We start from the raw sequence: 21653 nt of genomic DNA on the forward strand, positions 1-21653 counted from the left end.
AATCTGCATCTCCGCAATCATCCGTTCTCTAAGACTTTTTTTTCATGACTAAATTTTTAATGAATAAATATTCAATCAAGTTACGAGCTTATTTCTTAACTACCGCCATAGGCGGTTTTTGTTCAACTTCTTAGATTGTGCACCATAGGTGCACTTATTTTTGCTATATCAGGTAAAAAGGTGCACAATACATACCAATATGGCATGTATTGTGCACCTTTTAGTTAAGTCTTGTTCCATAGTTCATCAAGAGGATTCACAATTTTGCTCAATTCTAAATTAGATACGTGAGTATATATTTCTGTTGTTTTTGATGAAGAATGTCCTAATAACACCTGAATATATCTTAAATCAGTTCCTTGTTCCAATAAATGTGTGGCAAATGAATGCCTTAGCATATGTGGTGTTACGTGCTTCTCAATATTTGCTAATTTACCTGCTTTAATAACAATTTTAACAATTGTTCCAGGATTATATTTCGCTCTGTTCTTATCCAAATATTTTTTTAAAACCATTGCCAGGCTTTCAGATAATATGCTCGTTCTGTCTTTATTGCGATGCGTATTGGCCGATAGGTGGATTTTTGTGCTCATTTACATGCTCTTGTTAAAGGTTTACTAAATTATAAAATGAATATTGTTTAGCAAAGCAGAATCAAATTAAATAAGCAGGAAATAAGCTGATCTTTTTGCCGGAAAAAACAAAAAAAACATCCCCGGCCTAAGCCAGAGATGTTTCCTTTCTTCAGTTGTATGTAGTAATTAAAAAAAAATGATTCCAGTTGCTTGAATCGGTATTCCAGTTGGAGCAATTGGTATTTCAGTTGCCAAATTTTAATGCCTGTTGTAAGTATTATCCTTCAGTTGCTTAATTCACCCTCCAGTTGCATATATTTAAGTGTCTGTTGGGTAAGTTAAGCTCCTGTTGCAAAACAAGTCAACAGTTGTGGGTGTTACAGAGAATTATCGCTTGTTTTCTCTTTCGTGTTTCTTGCGAATTTTCTTCTTTGATACTCACTCGAATACCTCTTTTGTTTCTCCTCATCGTTCCAGAAGGCATATTTGCCATAAGCACGAATTTCGTCGACCAATTGTTTCAGGTAGGTGTAGGCACTGTCGCGCATCAGCTTTTCCGGTCTGTTTTTGCTGTTTTTTACGCCGTCAACCTTGTTCAACAGGTCGAAAAGTTCGCGTGCCAGCTGTTGGGAGCGGTCAGTTTTGGTGGTATCAAATAGAATTGCTTTTAAAGGTTCAGGATGTTGTCTGGCAAAAGCAGGGTAGTCGCTTAGGTCCTGAATTAAATCCATGTGGCCGTTGCCATCAAGAATGTTTTGCAGTTTTTTCAGAATATCCGGATGGTTTCGGTAGGCAAACTGAAAATCGTATTTTAATTCGCGTTGCAGCAGGCTGGCTTCCTCAATTTTTTCTTCCCACTCTTGTGTGCTGGTTAAAGCCGATTCATAAACAGCAGTCCAAACCGATTGCTGTTCCTGCAAAAATTTAGCTCTTGGTGCAAGCTCATTAATTGTATCCTCGCTTAGTCCTTTTGCCAAAAGCTCTTCTTTGTCTTCCAAAGCATATTGGTGAAGTACTCCGGCCTCGCCAATGGCAATGGCTACTGGGACGGCAGTCGAAACAATTTTGTCTTCAGAAATTTCAAGAACCAATTCATTAATTGTTTTTGTTGCAGTTATATCTGTCATTTTTTTAAAGTTTTTAGGGTTGACTAATCAACCTGGTTTGTATAAATAATCATTTGGGGTTCTGAAATTAGGAAATGTATGTTAATAATAAAAATTTATGTGAAATAATTTTTAATTTATTTTATGATATTATTACAAAGCCTCTGAGTTTTAGATAGTTTAACTGTAATTATTCATTACAGTTAAGTGATGTTCCGATTTTATATTTTTTATAAAGAGTAATTGTGCATCGAATAAGCCACCTGCAGCTGCAAATTCATCCATCTAAAATCAGGTTATTTTACTGTCTTAAACTGAACATTCGTTCAAAACAGCACACTTGCTTATGCGTGGCTGTGCAGTTCTGAACACCTTCGAAATCGTTTTAAATCCCATTTTCTGAAAACCTTTGCGTGTGTTAATAATCAGATATTCAGACCGTAGTCGAATAGAATGATTCTGAATAACAAGTGTGTGAAATTCTTGGCATCCCTCTTGGTTAGTGAGATTTCCAAATAGTCATCTTTTCAGACTAAAATGATTAAAACCTATAAACTAAAAATATATGAACAACCTTGAACTTTTTTTAGACAAATCAGCACTGGTCGGAAACGAAAATCAGATTCTGTCTTCTGAAGAATTTAAAAACCTCTTACAAAAGGAAAGCTTCGAATACATCGATGTTCCAAGTTTTAATCAGTTAAAAGATATACAAGCCGGAGAAGCGGGAATCAAAAATGCTCTTATCGAAATTGATTACGCAATTGCGGAAACGGGAACGGTTGTTATTGATAGTATCAACGAAAACAAACGTTTGGCAACCTGTTTGGCCGAGAAGCTGTTTGTTGTGATGCCCATAAGCAAGCTGGTTGCCAGTTTAAACGATGTGGCCGGTTTTATTGAGGAGAGAACTTCGGATATGGGTGGTTACGTTGCTTTTATTACGGGGGCCAGCCGAACAGCAGATATTGAGCGTGTTTTAACGGTTGGAGTGCACGGACCAAAAGAGATGGCAGTATATATTTTAAACGATTTATAAGTAGAAGCGATGAATATACAGGATAAAATACAGGAGAAATTAAACGATGAGGTTTTGTATAAAAACCTGAAAGGTTTTGCAGCAGCATATAAGGCTTCTAAAATTAATGCTTATAAAGGATTGGATTTTGAAGCCCTGCGAACAAGGGTTCACGACATAAAAGACCGTGATTTAAACAAGGTAATGCAGCAATTCAATTTGTTTAAAACGAATGTTGAGAAGTACGGCTGCAAAGTGTTTCAGGCAAAAACAGGCGAAGATGCCTGCCAATACATTGCTGATGTAATGAAAAAACACAATGCTAAATTCATGGTGAAAAGTAAATCGATGACTTCGGAAGAGATTTTACTCAACCATTATTTAGAGAAGGAGGGACTGCAGCCAATCGAAACCGATTTGGGAGAGTGGATTCTGCAGTTGGCCAACGAACATCCATCGCACATGGTAATGCCGGCTATTCATAAAACCAGACAGCAGGTGGCAAAGATATTTTCTGATTATACAGGAGAAGCGGTAGATCCTGAAGATATCAAAGCAATGGTGGAGATTGCACGCAGATTTCTTCGCGAATCGTATTTTAAAGCCGGTGTTGGAATGACAGGGGCGAATGTTGCCGTAGCAAGTACGGGTACCATTGGTTTGGTTACCAACGAAGGAAATGCCCGATTGTCGTCTACCGTGCCCCCTGTGCACATTGTTTTGGTTGGATACGAGAAATTGTGCGACGATTTTAATCAGGCCTTGGATATTGTTCGTGTATTGCCGAAAAGTGCTACCGGACAAACCATAACATCATATACTACATGGATTAAAGGGAGGGTGCCTTCTCATAAAAATGAAGACGGCGTAAAAGAAACCCATTATGTGTTTTTGGATAACGGACGTTTGGCATTTTTCGAACATCCCAAATTTAAAGAAGCACTAAAATGTGTGCGTTGCGGCAGTTGTGCCAACATTTGTCCGGCTTACGAAATGGTGGGCGGTCATGTTTACGGCGATCGTTATATCGGTTCAATTGGTCTGATTTTAACAGCCCTTTATCAGGGCGACGAAGCGGCCAAAGATATTCTGAAAATGTGTATTGGCTGCCGTGCCTGTTCTTTTAATTGCCCTTCGGGCATTGATTTGCAGGCTTTAATTTCTGATTTGAAATTGGTTGTCGGCAAAAAATACGGCATCAATCCTATAAAGAAAAAAGTATTTAAAAGCCTGGTTGCAAAACCCGGCAGAATGAAGTCTGTTTTGAGTTTAGGGGCTAATTTCCAGTTTCCGTTAACCAAAACCAATCCATCAAATCAGGAAAAAATTATTGGTACAATTCCTATGCTGCCCAAAGAAATGGATTTTAGAAAATTTCCTGCTTTGGCTTCAAAAACCTTTAGCAAGCGTTTCTATAAAGATGGATACGATCAGTTTTCATCCGACAGAAAAGTATTTTTCTATCCTGGTTGCGCAATAGAATATTTTTATCCTGAAATGGGACTGGCAATGGTCAAACTGCTTCAAAAGAGTGGATTTCAGGTTGATATTCCTAAAAAAGCAGCCTGCTGCGGCATTCCTGCCATTGCATCGGGCGATCCCGAAAATGCAAAAAGCATGATTTACAATACCCTTGATAATTTACAAGGACCTAAAGATTATGAAGCTCTGTTGGTATTGTGTCCTACCTGTGGGGGAGCCATTAAACACGAGTTTCTGGATTTTACCAAAGAAGATCCAAACCGTTATAAAAAAGCGGCACAATTGGGTGATATGGTAACACCAATCGGGAAGTTTTTAGAAAACAACAACATCCGCTTTAAAGTGAAAGGGAACAAGAAGGTTACCTATCATACGCCTTGTCATGATTCCCGTTCATTGGATTATTCTGCAGAAGCCTTCCTTTCCAAATTAATCGGAAAACAATTTATTCCATTAACCGACAGCAATGTGTGCTGTGGTTTTGGAGGAACTTACTCTCTCGACTTTGCCACCATATCGAACGGAATATTAACCAAGAAAATAGAAAATATCGAGGCAAGTAAGGCTGAGATATTGGTTACCGATTGTCCGGGATGTGTAATGCAGATTAACGGAGGTTTGATGCATAAAAAAGTACCTGTTAAAGTGCTTCATCTAACCGAATTTATTGAAAAGTATGTTGAACTCATCGGGAAATAAAAACTATGAATTATGGACTTCAATAACGATAAGGTAGATATAAATAAAAGTCTGGAAGCTCTGAAACAAAAGCTTATCGACCTCGACGTTTTGATGCGCAACAGTGCAATGAACGGAAATCTTAAAAAATCGGACAATTCAATTATCGAAAAATACAGTAGATCTAACCCATTTACTACGATCAGTAATACAATTTGTAACTAAACCTAAACTATTTTTTATGGATGCATTATTAGCTTTTTCGCCTATTTTATTAACCATCGTTCTGATGGTCGGCTTCAATTGGGGAGCAAAAAAGGCTTTACCTTTATCACTGCTGCTATCGGTGATAGTTGCTTACACAGTATGGGAAATTGATATATTCCACATCATGGGCTATTCAGTTTTTGGATTTCTGAAAGCATTGGATATTTTAATCATTATTTTTGGTGCCATTCTCATTTTAAATACCATGAAGTTGTCGGGAGCCATGACAACAATTAATAATGGATTTAACGGGATTACCACTGATCGAAGAATTCAAGCCATTATTATAGGTTTCATGTTCGGTGCATTTATCGAGGGTGCAGCCGGATTCGGAACGCCTGCCGCCTTGGCCGGTCCTTTGTTGGTCGGACTCGGATTCCCTCCTTTGGCAGCAGCAATGGTTGCTTTAATATTTAATTCGGTTCCGGTTCCTTATGGTGCGGTTGGTACTCCAATTAGTGGTGGTGCAATGGTTACTTTAGAGCAAAATCTGGCCGATATGGGGGCAAATGCCGATGTATTTAAAATGGCATTAACCAAGTGGATTGCAATTCCGAATGCCTTGGTTGGTATTTTTATCCCTTTGCTGGGAATCATGATTATGACCAAGTTTTTTGGGAAAGAAAAATCGATTAAACCTGCATTGGCGGCGGCTCCGTTTGCAATTTTTGCAGGACTGGCATTCGCGGTTCCTTATGTGCTTATCGCAACCACTCTCGGACCGGATCTTCCATCATTACTAGGTGCATTTATTGGTTTGGGAATAATCATTTTTGCTGCAAAAAGAGGTTTCCTTATGCCTAAAACGTCATGGGATTTTCCTCCAAAATCAGAGTGGGAAGAAAATTGGAAATCGAATGATTCCAATGGCGATACCGGCGAAGCAAAAATGGGATTGGTGAAAGCATGGATGCCATACGTATTGATCGCAGTAATTTTAGTGGTTACCCGTATTCCATCATTAGGTTTAAAAGGATGGTTGGCCTCTCAGACACTAACTCTTTCGAACCTTTTTGGTATTGATGGTTTAACATACGTGTTAAAATGGGCTTATTTACCTGGAACAATCCCTTTTATTTTGGTAGCAGTTATTACAAATTTTATGCATAAAATGCCAATAAAACAGGTCGTTTCTTCCTGGAAAACAACTTTCAAACAAATTACCGGGGCTGCAATAGCCTTATTTGCGGGTGTTGCAATGGTTCAGCTCATGCTGAAATCGGGAACGAACGGAGCAGGAATGGATAGTATGCTCACAACTATGGCCACAGCTATTGCCGATTTATCGGGAAATGCATATCCAATAATTGCACCTATTGTAGGTATTTTAGGTTCTTTTATGTCAGGATCGGCTACGGTTTCTAACCTGCTGTTTGCTTCACTTCAGTTCGAAACTGCTACAATTTTAGGGATACCTCAGGTATTAATTGTTGCAGTTCAAACCATTGGTGCAGCTTTAGGAAATATGATTTGTGTAAACAATGTTGTTGCAGTTTGTGCTACCGTTGGTTGTATTGGTGCCGAAGGAACCATTATAAGAAGAAACTCAATACCAGCCTTTATTTACTATTTAATGGTAATGATAATTGTTGTTGTTTTGATTTCATCAGGCTTTAATCCGCTGCCATTGTAAAATATTAGGAACCAAATTTTCAATTCCATGAAAGTTTGGTTCATTATTAAAGACTGAAAACGTACATTTGTCATACAAGTTACCAATTTAAGACGTAACTATTATTTGAATACTTGATATTGACTTGATCATAAAATCAAAAAAAGATGCTTACAGGAGAATATAAAACTTTACATGAACGATTGCTGAAGACAATTGATAAGAACAGAATGTTTCATGATCCTCTTCATACGCTTGCATGGGGAACCGATGCGAGTTTTTACAGACTGATACCTAAATTGGTAGTAAAGTCGAAAAGTGAGGAAGAAGTGAGTTTAATTATGCGGGAATGTCATAATTTAAACGTACCAGTTACTTATCGTGCTGCAGGAACCAGTTTATCGGGGCAGGCAATCAGCGATTCTGTATTGGTGGTTGCCGGAGAGCATTGGAAAAAGCATACGATACTTGATAATGGAGAGAAAATTCGTCTTCAGCCAGGTATTACGGGTGCCCGTGCAAATGCTTTGCTGGCACGCTATGGTAAGAAAATCGGACCGGATCCGGCTTCTATTAATGCTGCGATGATTGGCGGTATTGCTGCCAATAATGCATCAGGAATGTGTTGCGGTACCTCCGAGAATTCATACAAAACAATCGATTCTATCCGTGTAATCTTGCATGATGGAACCGTTTTGGATACCTCCTGTAAGGAAAGTATTGCTTCATTTAAAAGTACTCATTCAAACATGCTGAAGGACTTAAGCCAATTGGCTGCAGCTGTTCGGAAGAATAAGATTTTGGATGCCCGCATTCGTGAGAAATTCAAAATGAAGAATACAACAGGTTACAGCCTGAATGCTTTGGTTGATTATAAGGATCCGATTGATATTTTAACTCACCTTATGATTGGTTCTGAGGGAACCTTAGGATTTATTTCTGAAGTGGTTTACAGAACGGTAATTGAGCACAAGTACAAAGCAAGTTCGTTAATGATTTTTCCTGATATTGAGAAAGCCTGCCGGGCGGTTTCAATTTTAAAATCGGAGCCTGTTGCTGCGGTTGAATTAATGGATAGGGCTGCATTGCGTTCGGTTGAGAATGATGCTGGAGTGCCTGCTTATTTAAAAACACTTTCGGTTGGTGCATCGGCTATTTTAGTGGAAACCAGAGCGGGCGATGCTAAAGCACTGAACAAGCAGATTGAAATAATTACAAATTCCGTTCGGGATATTCAGGTGGAATTGCCCATTGAATTTACGGATGTTCCGGCAGAATTTGCAATGCTTTGGAAAATCCGTAAAGGTTTACTTCCAACAGTTGGCGGTATGCGTAAGGTTGGTACTACTGTTATTATCGAAGATGTTTGTTTTCCGGTACCAAAGTTAGCCGAGGCAACTTTAGATCTTCAGGACTTGTTTAAAAAGTACAAGTATTCGGAAGCGGTTATTTTTGGTCACGCTTTGGAAGGTAATCTGCACTTTGTATTTACTCAGGATTTTGGTACCCAGCCGGAAATCGACAGGTATGCCAAATTCATGGATGAACTGGCAGAATTGGTTGTTGGCCGTTACGATGGAGCTCTAAAAGCAGAACACGGTACCGGACGAAATATGGCTCCTTATGTTGAAATGGAGTGGGGGACAGATGCTTACAACCTGATGAAGGAAATCAAGGCCATCTTCGATCCTTATTTTTTAATCAATCCGGGAGTTATCCTGAATGCCGATAAGCAAGCTCATTTAAAGGATTTGAAACCTCTTCCTGCTGCTCACGAAAAAATAGATCAGTGTATGGAGTGTGGTTTTTGCGAACCATCATGCGTATCACACAACCTGACTTTAAGTCCGCGTCAAAGAATTGTTACCTACCGCGAAATTACCCGACTGAAAGCCTCAGGAGAGACTCCACACGAGTTAGCCAGTATGGTAAAACAATTCGATTACGAAGCCTTGCAAATGTGTGCTACAGATAGTTTGTGTGCGCTTAGTTGTCCGGTAAAAATTGATACCGGCAAATTGGTTAAGGAGCTTCGGGCGGATGATGCATCACCAAAAGCAAAGAAATATGCGATGTGGTGTGCCGATAATATGGATAAAGTTCAGTCCTATGCTAAAGTGGGTCTGAATACTGTGAATTTCTTTCACTCCATACTTGGATCAGGCTTGATGGGTGGAATTGCTGGTGGTGTAAGAACTTTATCAGGAAATACAATTCCTCGCTGGACGAAGGCTTTTCCAAAAGGATCACCTAAAATTGTTCCGCCGGCAGTAAATAAGAGCAATCCTAAAAAGGTTGTGTATTTCCCGTCTTGTATCAACAGAAGTATGGGCGTATCGAAAGATTACGACGAAAAGGTGGCTTTGACCATTAAAATGGAGAAGTTGATTAAAAAGGCAGGATATGAAATTATTTATCCTGAGGATTTAAACAACCAATGCTGTGGAATGGCATTTTTGAGTAAAGGCTTTAAAGAAGCTGGAATGAAAAAATCCAATAATTTGGAAGCCGCTTTGAAAAAAGCAAGCAACAACGGGGAATACCCAATTCTTTGCGACATGAGTCCTTGCTTGTATACCATGAAGGAGAATATGGAGTCTCGCTTGAAACTATACGAACCAATTGAATTCATAATGGATCATTTAAAAGATCATTTGAATTTTAAACAACTCGATGAAACAGTTTCAGTATTTGCAGTATGTTCTGCTAAAAAATTAGGCGTGGAAGATAAGCTGGTTGATTTGGCTAAACTATGTGCTAAAAATGTTGTTAAGCCTGACACAAATTGCTGTGGTTTTGCCGGAGACAGAGGTTTTACTCACTCCGAACTGAATGATCATGGTTTACGGGATCTTAAAATTCAGCATCCTGCCGAAGTTAAGCATGGCTATTCAACAAGCAGAACCTGCGAAATTGGCTTGACATTAAACAGCGGCGTTTCTTATCAATCAATAGTTTATTTGGTTGATAGAGCTACTACTGCAAAAAGAAAATAAAAATTATTAATCACTATGATCGAAACAGGCATGATCTATTATTTATATAATTAGTATATGAATTCGTTTCGGGAGAATAAGATCATGTTCTGTTTCAATTCAAAAAACCCAAATTAATATGAAACGTCCATGTATAAAGCTTTCTACACACAGGGAGATGATTATATGGTAAGTTCCATATGGCAAAAACTTAAAATTATAATCATATGAAAAAAGTATTTTTGATGTTCTTAGGACTTCTGCCTTTAGTTGGTATGGCTCAAAAAGCTGATGAGGTAAAGGTTAAATTGAGCGGTTTTGTAACTGCAGAAGCAATATTTGATTCAAGAAAGACTGTTAATACCCGCGAAGGAGATGTAATTCTTTACCCGGCAGCAAAATCTTTTGATGCGAATGGCGCCGATTTAAATGACCGTTCAGAATTGTTCATGACTACCATTCATTCACGACTAAATGTTGGTGTTACAGGATTCGAGGCTTTTGGTGCTAAAGGATCAGCAACAATTCAAGGTGATTTCGTAGGTACTTCGAATGATAAAATTGGTTTATTTCGTTTACGACATGCATTTGTAAAATTAGATTGGGGAAAAGATGAACTTTTGGTGGGTAAAACCTGGCATCCTATGTTTGTAACCTCTTGTTATCCTGACGTATTGCATTGGGGTGGAGGTCTGCCGTTTAATGTGTTGGGAAGAGCTCCTCAGTTTAGATATACCCGTAAGTTAGGAGATAGAGGTTATGCATTTATCGCCGCTTTGTCGGAAATGGATTTTAAATCGAATGGCCCGGATGGTGCCGATGTTAAATATGTACAGCAAGCCAGTATTCCTGAATTTTCAGCTCAGGTTAAGTACGATTTTGCGAAAGGATTTACTTTGGGTGCAACAGCAGGTTATAAATTCTTAAAGCCTATGGTTGTGAATTCAGCAGGTTTAAAAACCGACGAAATGTTGAGCAGCTACCAAATGAATGCCTGGATGACTGTAAAAACGGATAAATTGGTTTGGAATTTGCAAACGATCTACGGACAAAACATGTATAATTTTGTAATGATAGGTGGTTATGGTGTGAAAGGTGTTAAAGCCAATGGTGATTACGAATATACAAATGTGAAAACATCTTCTGTTTGGTCAGATGTACATACTACAACAGGCAATGTTCGTTATGGTTTGTTTGCAGGGTATACCAAAAACTTAGGTGCTGATGATAATTTGGCAATGAATGGAAGTAGTTTTGTCGGTTTGTACAGCCGTGGTTCAAATATTGATTATATCTATCAGTTTGGTCCAAGAGTTGAATTCCATTCGGGAAGTTTCATGATTGGAACTCAAGCATTATATACTGCAGCGGCTTACGGTACAACTCAAATCAATGGCAAGGTTGCAGATTCAAAAGAAGTGGGAAGTACTCGTGTAAGTGTACATTTTAAATATTCATTTTAGGAATATAAAATAAATCTGGAAAGTCTGTTTTTCAATTTTAAGTGTTTAGGAAACAAGTTCGTCAATGAATAGGTTCCTTAATTTACAATTAGCTTCGGTTTATAATCGGAGCTAATTTTTTATTATATACATTAATAATGGTGTATATGTAACTATTATACTGACTATCCAAATCATATTACGTTCTGAGAAACGTCAAATGTGTTGATGAAATATGGTAAATTAAGTTTGAAAAATCATCTATGTGCAATATTATGAAGAGTTTGTAATTGTTTTAAAGAAAGGGAAATGTTACTAAATGTTAAAATATTTTATTTTTTTTTTATATCTTTAGTATTGCGTTCTTACTGAAAGGATAGAACGCATAAAGGTTCAGCCGTAAGGCTGGTTAGTAGGTTAATTAACCCTTTAGAATTGTTGCCCGTGATTCCCCTATATCACGGGCATTATTTTTTCAATTTGCTGAATAAAAAAAGGGAACCCCAAGAGAGTTCCCAATTATTTTAAAAGTAAAGTCTGTATTAGGCCTTAAATAAAGGATCGGCACCAATTGTACCAACTAAACTTTGTAGATATTCTTCAGATTTTACGTGTTCTAAATCTTTTTTAGCTTTCCAGAAACGTTCTTCCAAACTCAATTCGTCATTCCATTCTGCATTTATCTTGTTGGCCATGAAAGCCTCTAAGTAAGCAATTTGCTTTTCGTAGAAATTAATGTCGATTTGCTGCTTGTTTTTCAAACGAGCCTGATACCACGATGAGTTAATCACCAATTCACGGTCGAATTGTTTACGTAACTCAGGATCACTGATTTCTTTTCCTTCATATTGACCATAGGCCATAATATTTAAAAGAATCTGCAATGGTGGAATTGCAGCTGAAACGCTGTTGTCTTTAAAGTAGTTGACAGCAACTTTTTTCTGTGCTTCAACAATGTTTTTAATGCCATCAGCGTAAGCTTCCAAATCCTGAATTTCAGGTTTTAGCATTCTTTCGTTGAAGACGTTCTGAGGCTCATCAAAAATACGATTCATATATCGGAAAAGGAATTCTTCTGTAATACGATATCCTAAACGACTGGCATGAATTGTTTCACCTTCGTATTCAAAATCAGATAGTTTTTCAAGAGAACCTTCTTGAATCAATAATTTAGGATCACGGTTTTCCTCTTTCAATCGACACCAAAGCTCAGGAATCAGCAATGAAACATCATGATCGAATCTGTTTTCAGTTCCCACATATCCTGCTGCCGATGAAAATCCTTGATATCCTGTTAGAATGTAGGAAAGTAAGGCATTATTTAAATCCGTAGTAGGAGATAACATGTTAAAAGGACCTTTTGTTAAAGCACCTTCGGAACCAGCACCTGTTGTTGAAGGAGATTTACCTGTTAAACTGCAAATAAAATCCATAAACAATTCAGGTAATTCCTGATAATGAACAGGGTTGTAAACACTCAATGCACGAATTCCGGCTTTTTTATCGGCAGGATTATTTCTACGACCAGGTAAAACTGCATTTACCGGGTGATGTACTGGTTGATCCAAAGGAATTTTTCTGGCCAAACGAATACCAATTTCGGCTAAACGATCGTCAACCGGATTTACTAAATCGGGTCTTATCTGCAAATAACGCGGATTTTCAGATGGTTTTCCATTAACAATCCGGGTGTGGGAAGGAGAAATAAAGTAATTTGATTTTTTACTCTCTGCACCTTGACGAATAATTCCCTGAATAGGTTTTGTATACAAGTCGAAACCTATAGCATCAGCCAATAATTCTTTCCCGTCTTCTCTGGTAAGAGGTTCGTAGTTTGATGTAAAGTTGTTTCTCATGGAAAGATCAGCTTCAGCCTCCTTGTCGTATCCTCGGTGAACAGCTTCATCGGGACGCTGGAAAAAGCGCTCTTCGCAATTTGCTGTTAACTTGATACTTTTATTGTCGTAAGATTTGTTCAAATAATTGAATCGACTGGCAGGGAGTACAATAGAAGCTGTAATGTCATCTTCCATTTGTATTTTGGCTGCTGCAATAAAATCCTGACGCAGCTTATTTAAATACCATGATTTATCTCCTGCGAATCCTACCCGTAAGTAACTGGCAACAATTTTACGATTGTTGAAGAGCAATTCATGACCTTTTCGTCCGTTAATAACATCAACTGAGAAGTAATCTCTCCAGTTACTGTCTGTTCTTTCCGGACGGTAGAATCTCTTTACAAATAATACTAATGCTTTAACATGATCAGGAATAGTATTCAGGAATTCATTGTATTCAGCAGTATAATATTTCGAAGGAGTTAATAGTTTCACCACAGAACCTAATGATCGGTCAGAACTTAAAAGAGATCTTGCCGGGGTTGTTCTGTTTGGAGTATCTTTCCAACGTTTTGTATAATCGTGATTAATTACCTGATCAGCAAGATTAAAGTCTTTCTCCATGTCCTGGATATAGAAAGAGCTGTAAATGATTGCATTTAATAATGATTTTGAAATCTCCGATTTACCTCCACCGGAAACAGTACAAGGTTTGTGACAGAAAGTTCCCTCCGAAGCAGTACTTACTAATCTCCATGATGGAGCCGAAGGATGTTTCTCCATGTGCATTTTATATCCGGAAGGGTGAACGTAGTAACTATTAGGTACTAAACGGATGCTTTGTTCTTTACCATTCTTTTCCCAGCTTACCTTACTTTCATAAACATCAATATTCGCATTTTCGTTGATGTAATAGATGTCTGAATATTCTTTGTCAACAGCATAACCTTCCGGATGAACATTCATTGTTTCACCAAATTGTTTCACCATTTCATCGAAACTGTACTGTTTTTTCAATACATTATTCATGAAAAGCGCACCGCTAAAGCTGTCGCCCAAATTTTTACGGGGGAATGCAATTGCACCACCCGAATGCTCTTCTTCAGATAAACCGTAAAGATTGGCAGAGTAACTGATTTGAGTTTTGATTTCCTTTTTAGAGTATCCAAAGTAGTTATCAGCAATCAACGTAATTACAACACCTTTTTCGCTGCGGCATGTTAGCTTAAATGCATTTCCGTTGTTGTAAAGCTCATTTTCATCTTTCCAGCAAACACCATCATTTCTCTGGCGTTCAGTAGCATCATCGTAATGAGGTAAACCTAATTCTTTTTTCTTAAGATTTAATAATTGCGGAGCCAGTACAATACAACCAGTATGACCTGTCCAGTGTTCAATATCTAAACCAGCATCGTTGGCAGGAATGTTAGGATCACCGGCATTACCAAAAATTGATTCAACAAAATCAAGATTACTTACTAAGCTGCCGGGAGCAAAGAAGCGAACCTCCATCGATTTTTGACTGATTATTCCTTTTACTTCCGGACATACTATCGGGCGGAGTAAAAGAGAGACCATCAGCTCCGCTTTTTCTTCCTGTGTTGCTGTAAATGGAAGTTGTTTTATTTCTGAGCTTGGATTGAAAGCTGCTTGCAGAAATTTACCAAAAGCTTTTTTGGGCAGTTCAATTTTGTCCAAAGGTACCGGCAAACTACCACCTACAATATGAAATGAACCGCTTGTAGTTCTTCTATCGTGTTTTGGGTTGTGAAGTACACCTTGTTTTATTCTGTAAGAGCTTAATAGCTCTGTGATATGTTCATCCTTATCTGGTGGAAGACTTAATTCTCTGGCTATACCCGGTTGATCCAGAATAAAGGTGGAAGTAGGAAGCTTTGCAACTTCTGCGTCAACATCTTCCAGATATTCATTTAAAAAGTTTTGTATACGCTGATCGACAGGACATAAATGATCTGCCAGTAATCGCGATTGAGCACGATAATTTTTTATTAAGCTGTCGGTAAGCTGAATAAATTTTGGATCAGATAATTGATTTTTTTCTCCTTCGGAATTTTCCGTAAAAATAGGCTGGCCCATTGCTGCCAGCTGAAGGTTGATATAACGAATCAAATCTTTTTGATCAATTTTAACCTCCTTCGATTTAATTTCAATTTTACTTGGGTTTTTACTTTGCATATGTCTCCAATTTATTTTTGCTTAGGGAATGACGGAACCAAATTTACTTATTTTTTCTTGTTGTAAAAATTCCTGCATCCCTTACTGTCGTTCAGCTATATTCAATTTAACCTTACATTTTTTTACTGGCTTAATTAGTTGGAAGCGAAAACGATTTAAGTATGATGTTTTGATTATTATTTAGAAAGATTACAAATTATACTTTTTTTTAAATTCTTTGCAAATAATTGATGATATTTTTTGATTTAAAGTTAGTTGATCGCTGTTTGCTCGTTTATTCTACCTTGTGTATTGTTTTCATGAGTTGCTGCCTCGGTCTTCTTATGTTTTTTATCGAACACAGTCAGGTTCAGATTTAGGTTAAATTGGTGTTGTAATTTGTATCTTGTCGGCCTTTATCACGAGAAATAACGAATAATAAAAATGCAGATGAGAAAAGTATATACCATTGGGGATTGTGTGTTGGATTTATTCTTTGAGAATGATACTCCGGTTGAAGCAAAACCAGGTGGATCTTTCCTAAATTCAGCGGTTTCTTTAAGTCGGTTGGGGATCAATGTGTCATTAATAAGTGAGTTGGGAATTGATAGGGTTGGCAATCAAATAAAAAACTTTCTGGTTGAGAATGGTGTGGATATAAGACATATATCTTATTTTTCAGATACCAATTCGAACCTGGCATTGGCCTTTTTGGATGAAAATAAAAATGCTGATTATGCTTTCTATAAGACACGAAAAGGACTTCCCAACGCAATCGTGTTTCCGAACGATGTTCAAAAGGATGATATTGTTCTTTTCGGATCTTTTTTGGCTGTTAAAAAGGAGTTTCGCTCTGCTTTGCTAACATTTTTACTTGAATGTAAAGAGAGAGGGGCTTTAATTATTTACGATCCAAATTTTAGATCTCAGCACTTGCCAATGCTGCCGGAAGTTTTGCCGTTTATTAAAGAGAATATGGCTGTGGCGCATGTAGTAAAAGCATCGAATGAAGATTTCGAACTAATTTGTAAAATGGAGAATCCAGATCAGGCTTACAATTGGCTGAATGAATTTTCTGATGCGATACTGATTTATACCGCAAACAAACACGGATTATCCATTTACAATCAGCAAAAGTATTTCTTTGAAGTTCCTCCAATAAATCCCATTAGTACCGTGGGGGCAGGAGATACAGTAAATGCTGCTATTGCATTTGTTTTTGTTCGTGATGGAATTAAAACTTCCGATCTTGCTGCACTTTCACAAGAGCAAATAAATAAGCTTGCTGCTGTTACAACAACATTTTCGCAGGATGTTTGTATGATTTATGATAATTTTTTACCGATTGCAACAGCTGATAAATACCGGTTACGATAAAAGCACCCCCTCTACAACAAAAAACGGGGATGCTTTTAACTACATACATATTTCTGAATAGGAACAATGGACATCGTTCCTATCCTTTAGTTCTTATTTTAGTCAAAAGGTGACCCTCAAAAATTACTTTTTTTTAAGTTTTTGTATGAATGTGAGTTTTTTGTTGATAAAATGAACTGTTTTATGGAGCAAGTCTTCTGATTTTCCATTCTTTATTTTTGAGATTGTACTCGATCCGATCATTTAACCGACTCTCCCTTCCTTGCCAAAATTCAAAAAGATCAGGAATAAGACGATATCCGCCCCAAAAATCCGGCCGTGTAAATTCATCTCCATTTTTTTTCTTAAACGTTTCAACCATTTGGATTAGAGCGTTCCGGTTTTCAATTTCATTACTCTGCGGCGATACCGCGGCTGCTGTTCGGCTACCAACAGGTCGATCAAAAAAGTACTCGTCGGATAATTCTGGTTCTAATTTCTCAATTTTCCCTTCAATACGGATTTGTCTTTCCAGTTCAGGCCAGAAAAAAACAAGTGAACCATAAGGATTTCCTTCTATATCAGTACCTTTTCGACTATTGTAATTGGTGAAGAAGCAAAAGCCTTTCTCATTATAATCTTTCAATAGCAGAATTCTTGCAGAAGGTTTGTTGTCAGCAGATACTGTTGCCAGTGTCATGGCATTGGCATCCGGCAGTTCCATTTTTATTGCTTGTTCAAGCCATATCCGGAATTGTGTAAATGGATTTGAATTAATATCCGATTTATTCAATTCAGCCATACCGTATTCATGTCTAAGCTTTTTAAAATCCTTTTTCATTTGCTTGGTTATTTGGATTCATGAGTATGTTTGGCTGAATAGTCAGACCGGTATAATTGATGTAATACTGGCCGCCTTTTGTCGGATATTGCATTTCCTGTTCGTCTTGGCTATCTGCATTTGCAACGCCAACGTGGGCAAATAAAATTTTAGCCTTGTGCTTATCAGCATGTTGGATAATCTCTTCGGCAGCAGATGGCGAAAGTGAACCTACATCAGGATAGGTGCTGGTTTTCACCACTATAAAATGCAAAGTATCGTCTTTTTTAGCTAGAATTTGAGGATTTTTCTCAAATTCAGTATTCACAGATAAAACTTCAAACTCATCTTTTATGTGCTTGTATACCCACTTGATTCCTAATTCATGCAGTTCAGAACCGCTCAGTCTATTTCCTTTCATGTGTTTATAATTGTAAGTTTTTGCCACATAGCCTGTCCCGAACTTGTTTCGGGAGAACTTACCATCATGATCATCCCACTGTGTGTAGAATGCTTTATACATGGACGTTTCATTCTATGGATTTGTTCTAATTCAGATACGAATATCTTCTTTAATTAAAACAATTCCAAATAGAATGCTTTTGTTTGTTCTGATTTTATGGATAAAGATAGGCGTGACAATCTACACAGGAGTAATCTTTCCAGTCGGTACCAATATCAACAGGATGGATAAATTCCATTTTTTGAGTTGTAAAAGCCATTTGTAAAGAATCAGGTTTTCCCTGAGCAGTAATGGAGTGACAGAGATTGCAATCTTTGGAAATTACTCTACCATCCTTTGTACTGTGATTGTTGTCGTGACATCGGAAGCAACCTTGTGTTTCCATATGGCTTTTGTGGTTAGGATACGCATCCCAGCGAACCTTCATCTCAGGGAATGTATTTTCATGATAGGCAATTTTAATGCCTTCTATCGCTTTCAATATATTGGCTTCATGCTCTGCACCTTTATCAGGATAATTCTCTTTGTAGAAATTAAGAACTGTTTGTGCAATTAGTAAATCAGCACTGTCCTTGGTTGAATAAGTACCTTTTAATGCTTCCATGGCGGCCAGTTTTATATACGGGATTTGCGGATCAATTTCCTTCGAAGACATGGCCGCATCAATAAAGTCGGGAGGAGATAAATAGCCGTGCGATGGGCGGTTGTGACAGTCCATACAATCCATTTCATGCAATTTACCATCTGCAAAAAATGTACTGTCGGGTTCCATCATTGTATCTTCGAAAATGTGCTCTTCTCCTGTGGCTTTATTGGTATATTTAACCCACTGTATGTATTCAGATTTATTATCTGCCGACATAAATTCGATTTTTACATTTGGATTAATGTGCCAGTGAATGCCTTCGCTTAGTTTTTGTGTGTGATGGTCAGGTCCGGTTTTCATGGTAAGCTGGATGTTCCATTCAGTATTGTTTTCATCAGCTAAAAAATGCTGTTCATTTTTAATTCGGTTAGGATAGAATTTTTCGGGCCAATGGCAATGTTCGCAGGTTTCTCTGGCAGGTCGCAAATTTGCAAGAGGAGTAGGGATCGGACGAGGAAAATTATTAACCGTAACAGCATATACCTGATACAAGCCACTTAATTTCGAACGCATGTACCAATCTGCTCCTTCGCCAACATGACACTCTACACAGGCAACCTTGGCATGAGCAGATTTTTGGTAGGTAACATATTCGGGCTCCATAACCTCATGACATAAAGTGCCGCAAAAAGGCACTGATTCACTATAAACAAAAGCTTCGTAACTTCCTATGGAAGAAAGAAAAAGGAAAATGAAACTTATTATCACAAAAAGAGAAAAGGCGTTTCTGTGCTTTTGATCATTTAAATCTACCCGAGGCCATCTCATGTCCTCAGAAATAAATAGTTGTTTCTTTTTTCTGCGAATCTGAATCAACATTCCAATAGGAATTAACAGCATTCCTATTACCATAAATATTGGGAGTACGATATAGATAATTAAGCCCATATAGGAACTTCCCTGGTCGAAAAGGACGGAAATAACAAAAAAGAAAATAATCAGAAAAAAGGCTATTATGGCTATACTTGCTCCTAAAATGGAGGTCCAATTGTACGAAGATTTAGGTAGTTTCATTTCGATTGGTTTTGGTTCGCGAAAATAATTTATAGAAAACTCTGATAATTACCTACTTGTCGGATTAATTTATACGCTTTCTTAGTTGTATGTTCAGCTTGTGTCAGTAAAAATAATTTGTTTTCATAAGATCGCGGCAAAGCTTGTAAATATTGAGTTCTGCGTATTTCTTAAATAGTGTAAGTGCATATAATAAAATAACATATCGACAATTATCGATATTAATACGATGAGTTCCTTTTATTCTTATGGAATTCAAGTCTTATTATTTAGGTGTGTATCAGGGGTAAAAATTCATCACATATGATAATAAATCTTGATCTTAATTGGTTTATGTACTACATTGTAGAATAATACCATGTGTGGTACATTCGTTTGTAAATTACACTTCTAACAAATTTTTATATGCTGAATATTGCATTGTTTGGTCCTCCGGGTGCCGGTAAAGGCACTCAATCAGAGTTTTTGATTAATAAATACAATCTTTTTTATATCTCGACAGGCGATTTGCTGCGGAAGGAGATCGCGGACAAGAGTAAATTGGGCCTCGAAGCACAAAGTATTATTGCTTCGGGAGGTTTGGTTTCCGATGAAATTATCGTTCAGATTATTGAGAAAACCATAACGGAAAATCCTGATTCCAATGGGTTCTTATTTGATGGATTCCCAAGAACCTACATTCAGGCTTACATTTTGGAAGGTTTGATGATAAAGCTGAATACCGCATTGAATTGCCTGATTAGTTTGGAGGTAGATGAAGAGGTGTCTGTTTCAAGATTACTAAACAGAGGAAAGACATCGGGCAGGGCAGATGATAATGAAGTGGTGATTCGAAACAGACTAAAAGAGTACAATGATAAAACACTTCCTGTATTGCAGTTTTACAAAGACAAAGGCGTTTATTTTGGATTGAAGGGGGATCAGTCAATAGAAGAGGTAAATCTGAGTATACAGAAAATTATTAAAGACGAATTGAGTAAGAGTCTGTTCAACTTGGTGTTATTTGGTTATCCCGGCTCGGGAAGAGGATCGCAGGGAATTGCTTTGGCCAAAAAATATGACTTGGAATACCTTGCTACAGGTCAAATGCTCGATCAGGAAATTCAGAAAGGCAGCGAAATAGGAAAACGAATTATTGATTTGTATGAAAACGGCGAATTGGTGCCCGACGAAATTGTGGTGCAATTAATTGAAAAGAAAATCGCAAACTCGAACGGAGTGAATGGATTCATTTTTAAGGGATTTCCTCGAACATTGGTTCAATCGTACATTTTAGATGGTTTGTTGAAAAAACATGGTTCTGCCATTTCTCAGATTATCGAAATTGAGGTACCAACATTGGAACTAATCAGCCGGCTGGATAAAAGAAGTAAGACCGATCGCTGCATGCCATACGATAACAACACCTCTAAAATTGTGAAACGCCTGCAGGAACATGAAATTAAAACAGTACCGGTAATTGAAAAGTACAATCAGTTGCATGGTGTTTTGAAAATAGATGGCCTTGGTGAGTTCGATGAGGTCTTTGATCGGATATGTGAAAAAATAAAGAATAGTATTTAAATAATTAAACTGTGTGGAATGAAGAAAATGATTACCCTTTTGCTCTTTTTTATAGTGTTTGGAGCTAAATCTCAAACTATTTCAGAGAAATTAGGAGCTGTGTCAACTAATTTTAAAATTACATCAGCATCGCAGCCTTTAAATGTTACGAATCAAATAATTTTAAAGCAAAACAGAACGGAGTCTAAGAAAGATCATGAAGATTATGAATATGCTGTTTATGAAAGATATTATTTTCAATTTATTAGTGACAGTAAACTAGTTGCTTCTGATCGGAGTGATATTAAAAAGGAAGCACTGGTAAAGTCCAATCATGATTTTTACTTCAATGGTTATTTTGTTCGTCTTTATGATGAAAATGATTTCCTGATTTGTGAATTTTCCAGAGAGGCTGGAATTAGATTTAACCGGGATTACAATTTAGGTAAGGGGGGTTATTTTACTTATGAGTTCTATTTAAGCGGTTTCCCCATAGTATTGCTTGATAAAGTTAAGCGCATTGATGTTCAGATTATCGATTAGAAAAGAAGAGTCAAGGCAATTTGATTCTGTTTTCGATCGAATCTCTGTCGAGCTTGAATTAGATTTAAAATACCTAAGATTATGGTTTTGTGAATAAATAA

The 21653-nt window shown here is 37.4% G+C and carries 15 protein-coding genes; 9 read left to right on the plus strand and 6 right to left on the minus strand.

Features of this window, described 5'->3' with window-relative positions; all coding sequences use genetic code 11:
• Window positions 1–224 precede the first annotated feature (224 nt).
• Together BZG01_RS20100 and BZG01_RS20105 are read right to left on the minus strand one after the other, a co-directional pair.
• Entirely contained in the window at window positions 225–593 is a 369-nt protein-coding gene (locus BZG01_RS20100; RefSeq protein ID WP_101311637.1) for a tyrosine-type recombinase/integrase, read from the minus strand.
• A 359-nt stretch (window positions 594–952) separates the two neighbouring features.
• A complete protein-coding gene (locus BZG01_RS20105) occupies window positions 953–1702 on the minus strand; it encodes a hypothetical protein (protein ID WP_101311638.1) in 750 nt (249 codons plus the stop codon).
• A 544-nt stretch (window positions 1703–2246) separates the two neighbouring features.
• On the opposite strand from BZG01_RS20105, the gene BZG01_RS20110 reads away from it, so the two are divergent.
• The 6 genes from BZG01_RS20110 (at window position 2247) to BZG01_RS20135 (ending at window position 11176) form a co-directional block, all read left to right on the plus strand.
• Entirely contained in the window at window positions 2247–2720 is a 474-nt protein-coding gene (locus BZG01_RS20110) for a LutC/YkgG family protein (RefSeq protein ID WP_101311639.1), read from the plus strand.
• Window positions 2721–2729: 9 nt separating this feature from the next.
• Window positions 2730–4880 carry an L-lactate dehydrogenase (quinone) large subunit LdhH gene (gene ldhH, locus BZG01_RS20115; protein WP_101311640.1) on the plus strand — a complete coding sequence of 717 codons (2151 nt, stop codon included), beginning with the start codon at window positions 2730–2732 and terminating at the stop codon, window positions 4878–4880.
• Window positions 4881–4892: 12 nt separating this feature from the next.
• The gene (locus tag BZG01_RS20120) at window positions 4893–5084 is read left to right on the plus strand and encodes a hypothetical protein (RefSeq protein WP_101311641.1); all 192 of its coding nucleotides are present in this window, start codon (window positions 4893–4895) and stop codon (window positions 5082–5084) included.
• Between the two features lie 16 nt (window positions 5085–5100).
• Window positions 5101–6759, plus strand: coding sequence for an L-lactate permease (locus BZG01_RS20125; protein ID WP_101311642.1), 1659 nt, complete (start codon window positions 5101–5103; stop codon window positions 6757–6759).
• A gap of 146 nt (window positions 6760–6905) precedes the next feature.
• Window positions 6906–9734, plus strand: coding sequence for an FAD-binding and (Fe-S)-binding domain-containing protein (locus tag BZG01_RS20130; protein ID WP_101311643.1), 2829 nt, complete (start codon window positions 6906–6908; stop codon window positions 9732–9734).
• Between the two features lie 206 nt (window positions 9735–9940).
• Window positions 9941–11176: a hypothetical protein gene (locus BZG01_RS20135; RefSeq protein WP_101311644.1), complete on the plus strand. Its 1236-nt coding sequence runs from the start codon at window positions 9941–9943 to the stop codon at window positions 11174–11176.
• A 521-nt stretch (window positions 11177–11697) separates the two neighbouring features.
• Here the strand turns inward: BZG01_RS20135 and BZG01_RS20140 are convergent.
• A complete protein-coding gene (locus BZG01_RS20140) occupies window positions 11698–15189 on the minus strand; it encodes a PPi-type phosphoenolpyruvate carboxykinase family protein (RefSeq protein WP_101311645.1) in 3492 nt (1163 codons plus the stop codon).
• Between the two features lie 429 nt (window positions 15190–15618).
• On the opposite strand from BZG01_RS20140, the gene BZG01_RS20145 reads away from it, so the two are divergent.
• Window positions 15619–16545, plus strand: a complete 927-nt coding sequence (locus BZG01_RS20145; RefSeq protein WP_180327407.1) for a PfkB family carbohydrate kinase — start codon at window positions 15619–15621, stop codon at window positions 16543–16545.
• Window positions 16546–16726: 181 nt separating this feature from the next.
• Here BZG01_RS20145 and pdxH read toward each other — a convergent pair whose 3' ends face one another.
• The 3 genes from pdxH to BZG01_RS20160 all read right to left on the minus strand — a co-directional run bounded on the left by pdxH (window position 16727) and on the right by BZG01_RS20160 (window position 19467).
• Window positions 16727–17365, minus strand: coding sequence for a pyridoxamine 5'-phosphate oxidase (gene pdxH, locus BZG01_RS20150; RefSeq protein WP_101311647.1), 639 nt, complete (start codon window positions 17363–17365; stop codon window positions 16727–16729).
• Window positions 17349–17765, minus strand: coding sequence for a hypothetical protein (locus tag BZG01_RS20155; RefSeq protein ID WP_101311658.1), 417 nt, complete (start codon window positions 17763–17765; stop codon window positions 17349–17351). Before BZG01_RS20155 ends, pdxH begins: the two co-directional genes overlap by 17 nt.
• Before the next feature lie 196 nt (window positions 17766–17961).
• Window positions 17962–19467 (minus strand): NapC/NirT family cytochrome c, encoded by a 1506-nt coding sequence (locus BZG01_RS20160; protein WP_218973180.1) that lies wholly within the window; start codon window positions 19465–19467, stop codon window positions 17962–17964.
• 405 nt (window positions 19468–19872) lie between these two features.
• Here BZG01_RS20160 and BZG01_RS20165 point away from each other — a divergent pair, with 405 nt between their 5' ends.
• Window positions 19873–21030 carry an adenylate kinase gene (locus BZG01_RS20165; RefSeq protein ID WP_101311649.1) on the plus strand — a complete coding sequence of 386 codons (1158 nt, stop codon included), beginning with the start codon at window positions 19873–19875 and terminating at the stop codon, window positions 21028–21030.
• A gap of 18 nt (window positions 21031–21048) precedes the next feature.
• On the plus strand, window positions 21049–21552 hold the full coding sequence (locus BZG01_RS20170) for a hypothetical protein (protein WP_101311650.1): 504 nt from the start codon (window positions 21049–21051) through the stop codon (window positions 21550–21552).
• Window positions 21553–21653: the final 101 nt, after the last annotated feature.

Origin of the sequence: Labilibaculum manganireducens (assembly GCF_002843385.1) — a bacterium.
GTDB lineage: Bacteria > Bacteroidota > Bacteroidia > Bacteroidales > Marinifilaceae > Labilibaculum > Labilibaculum manganireducens.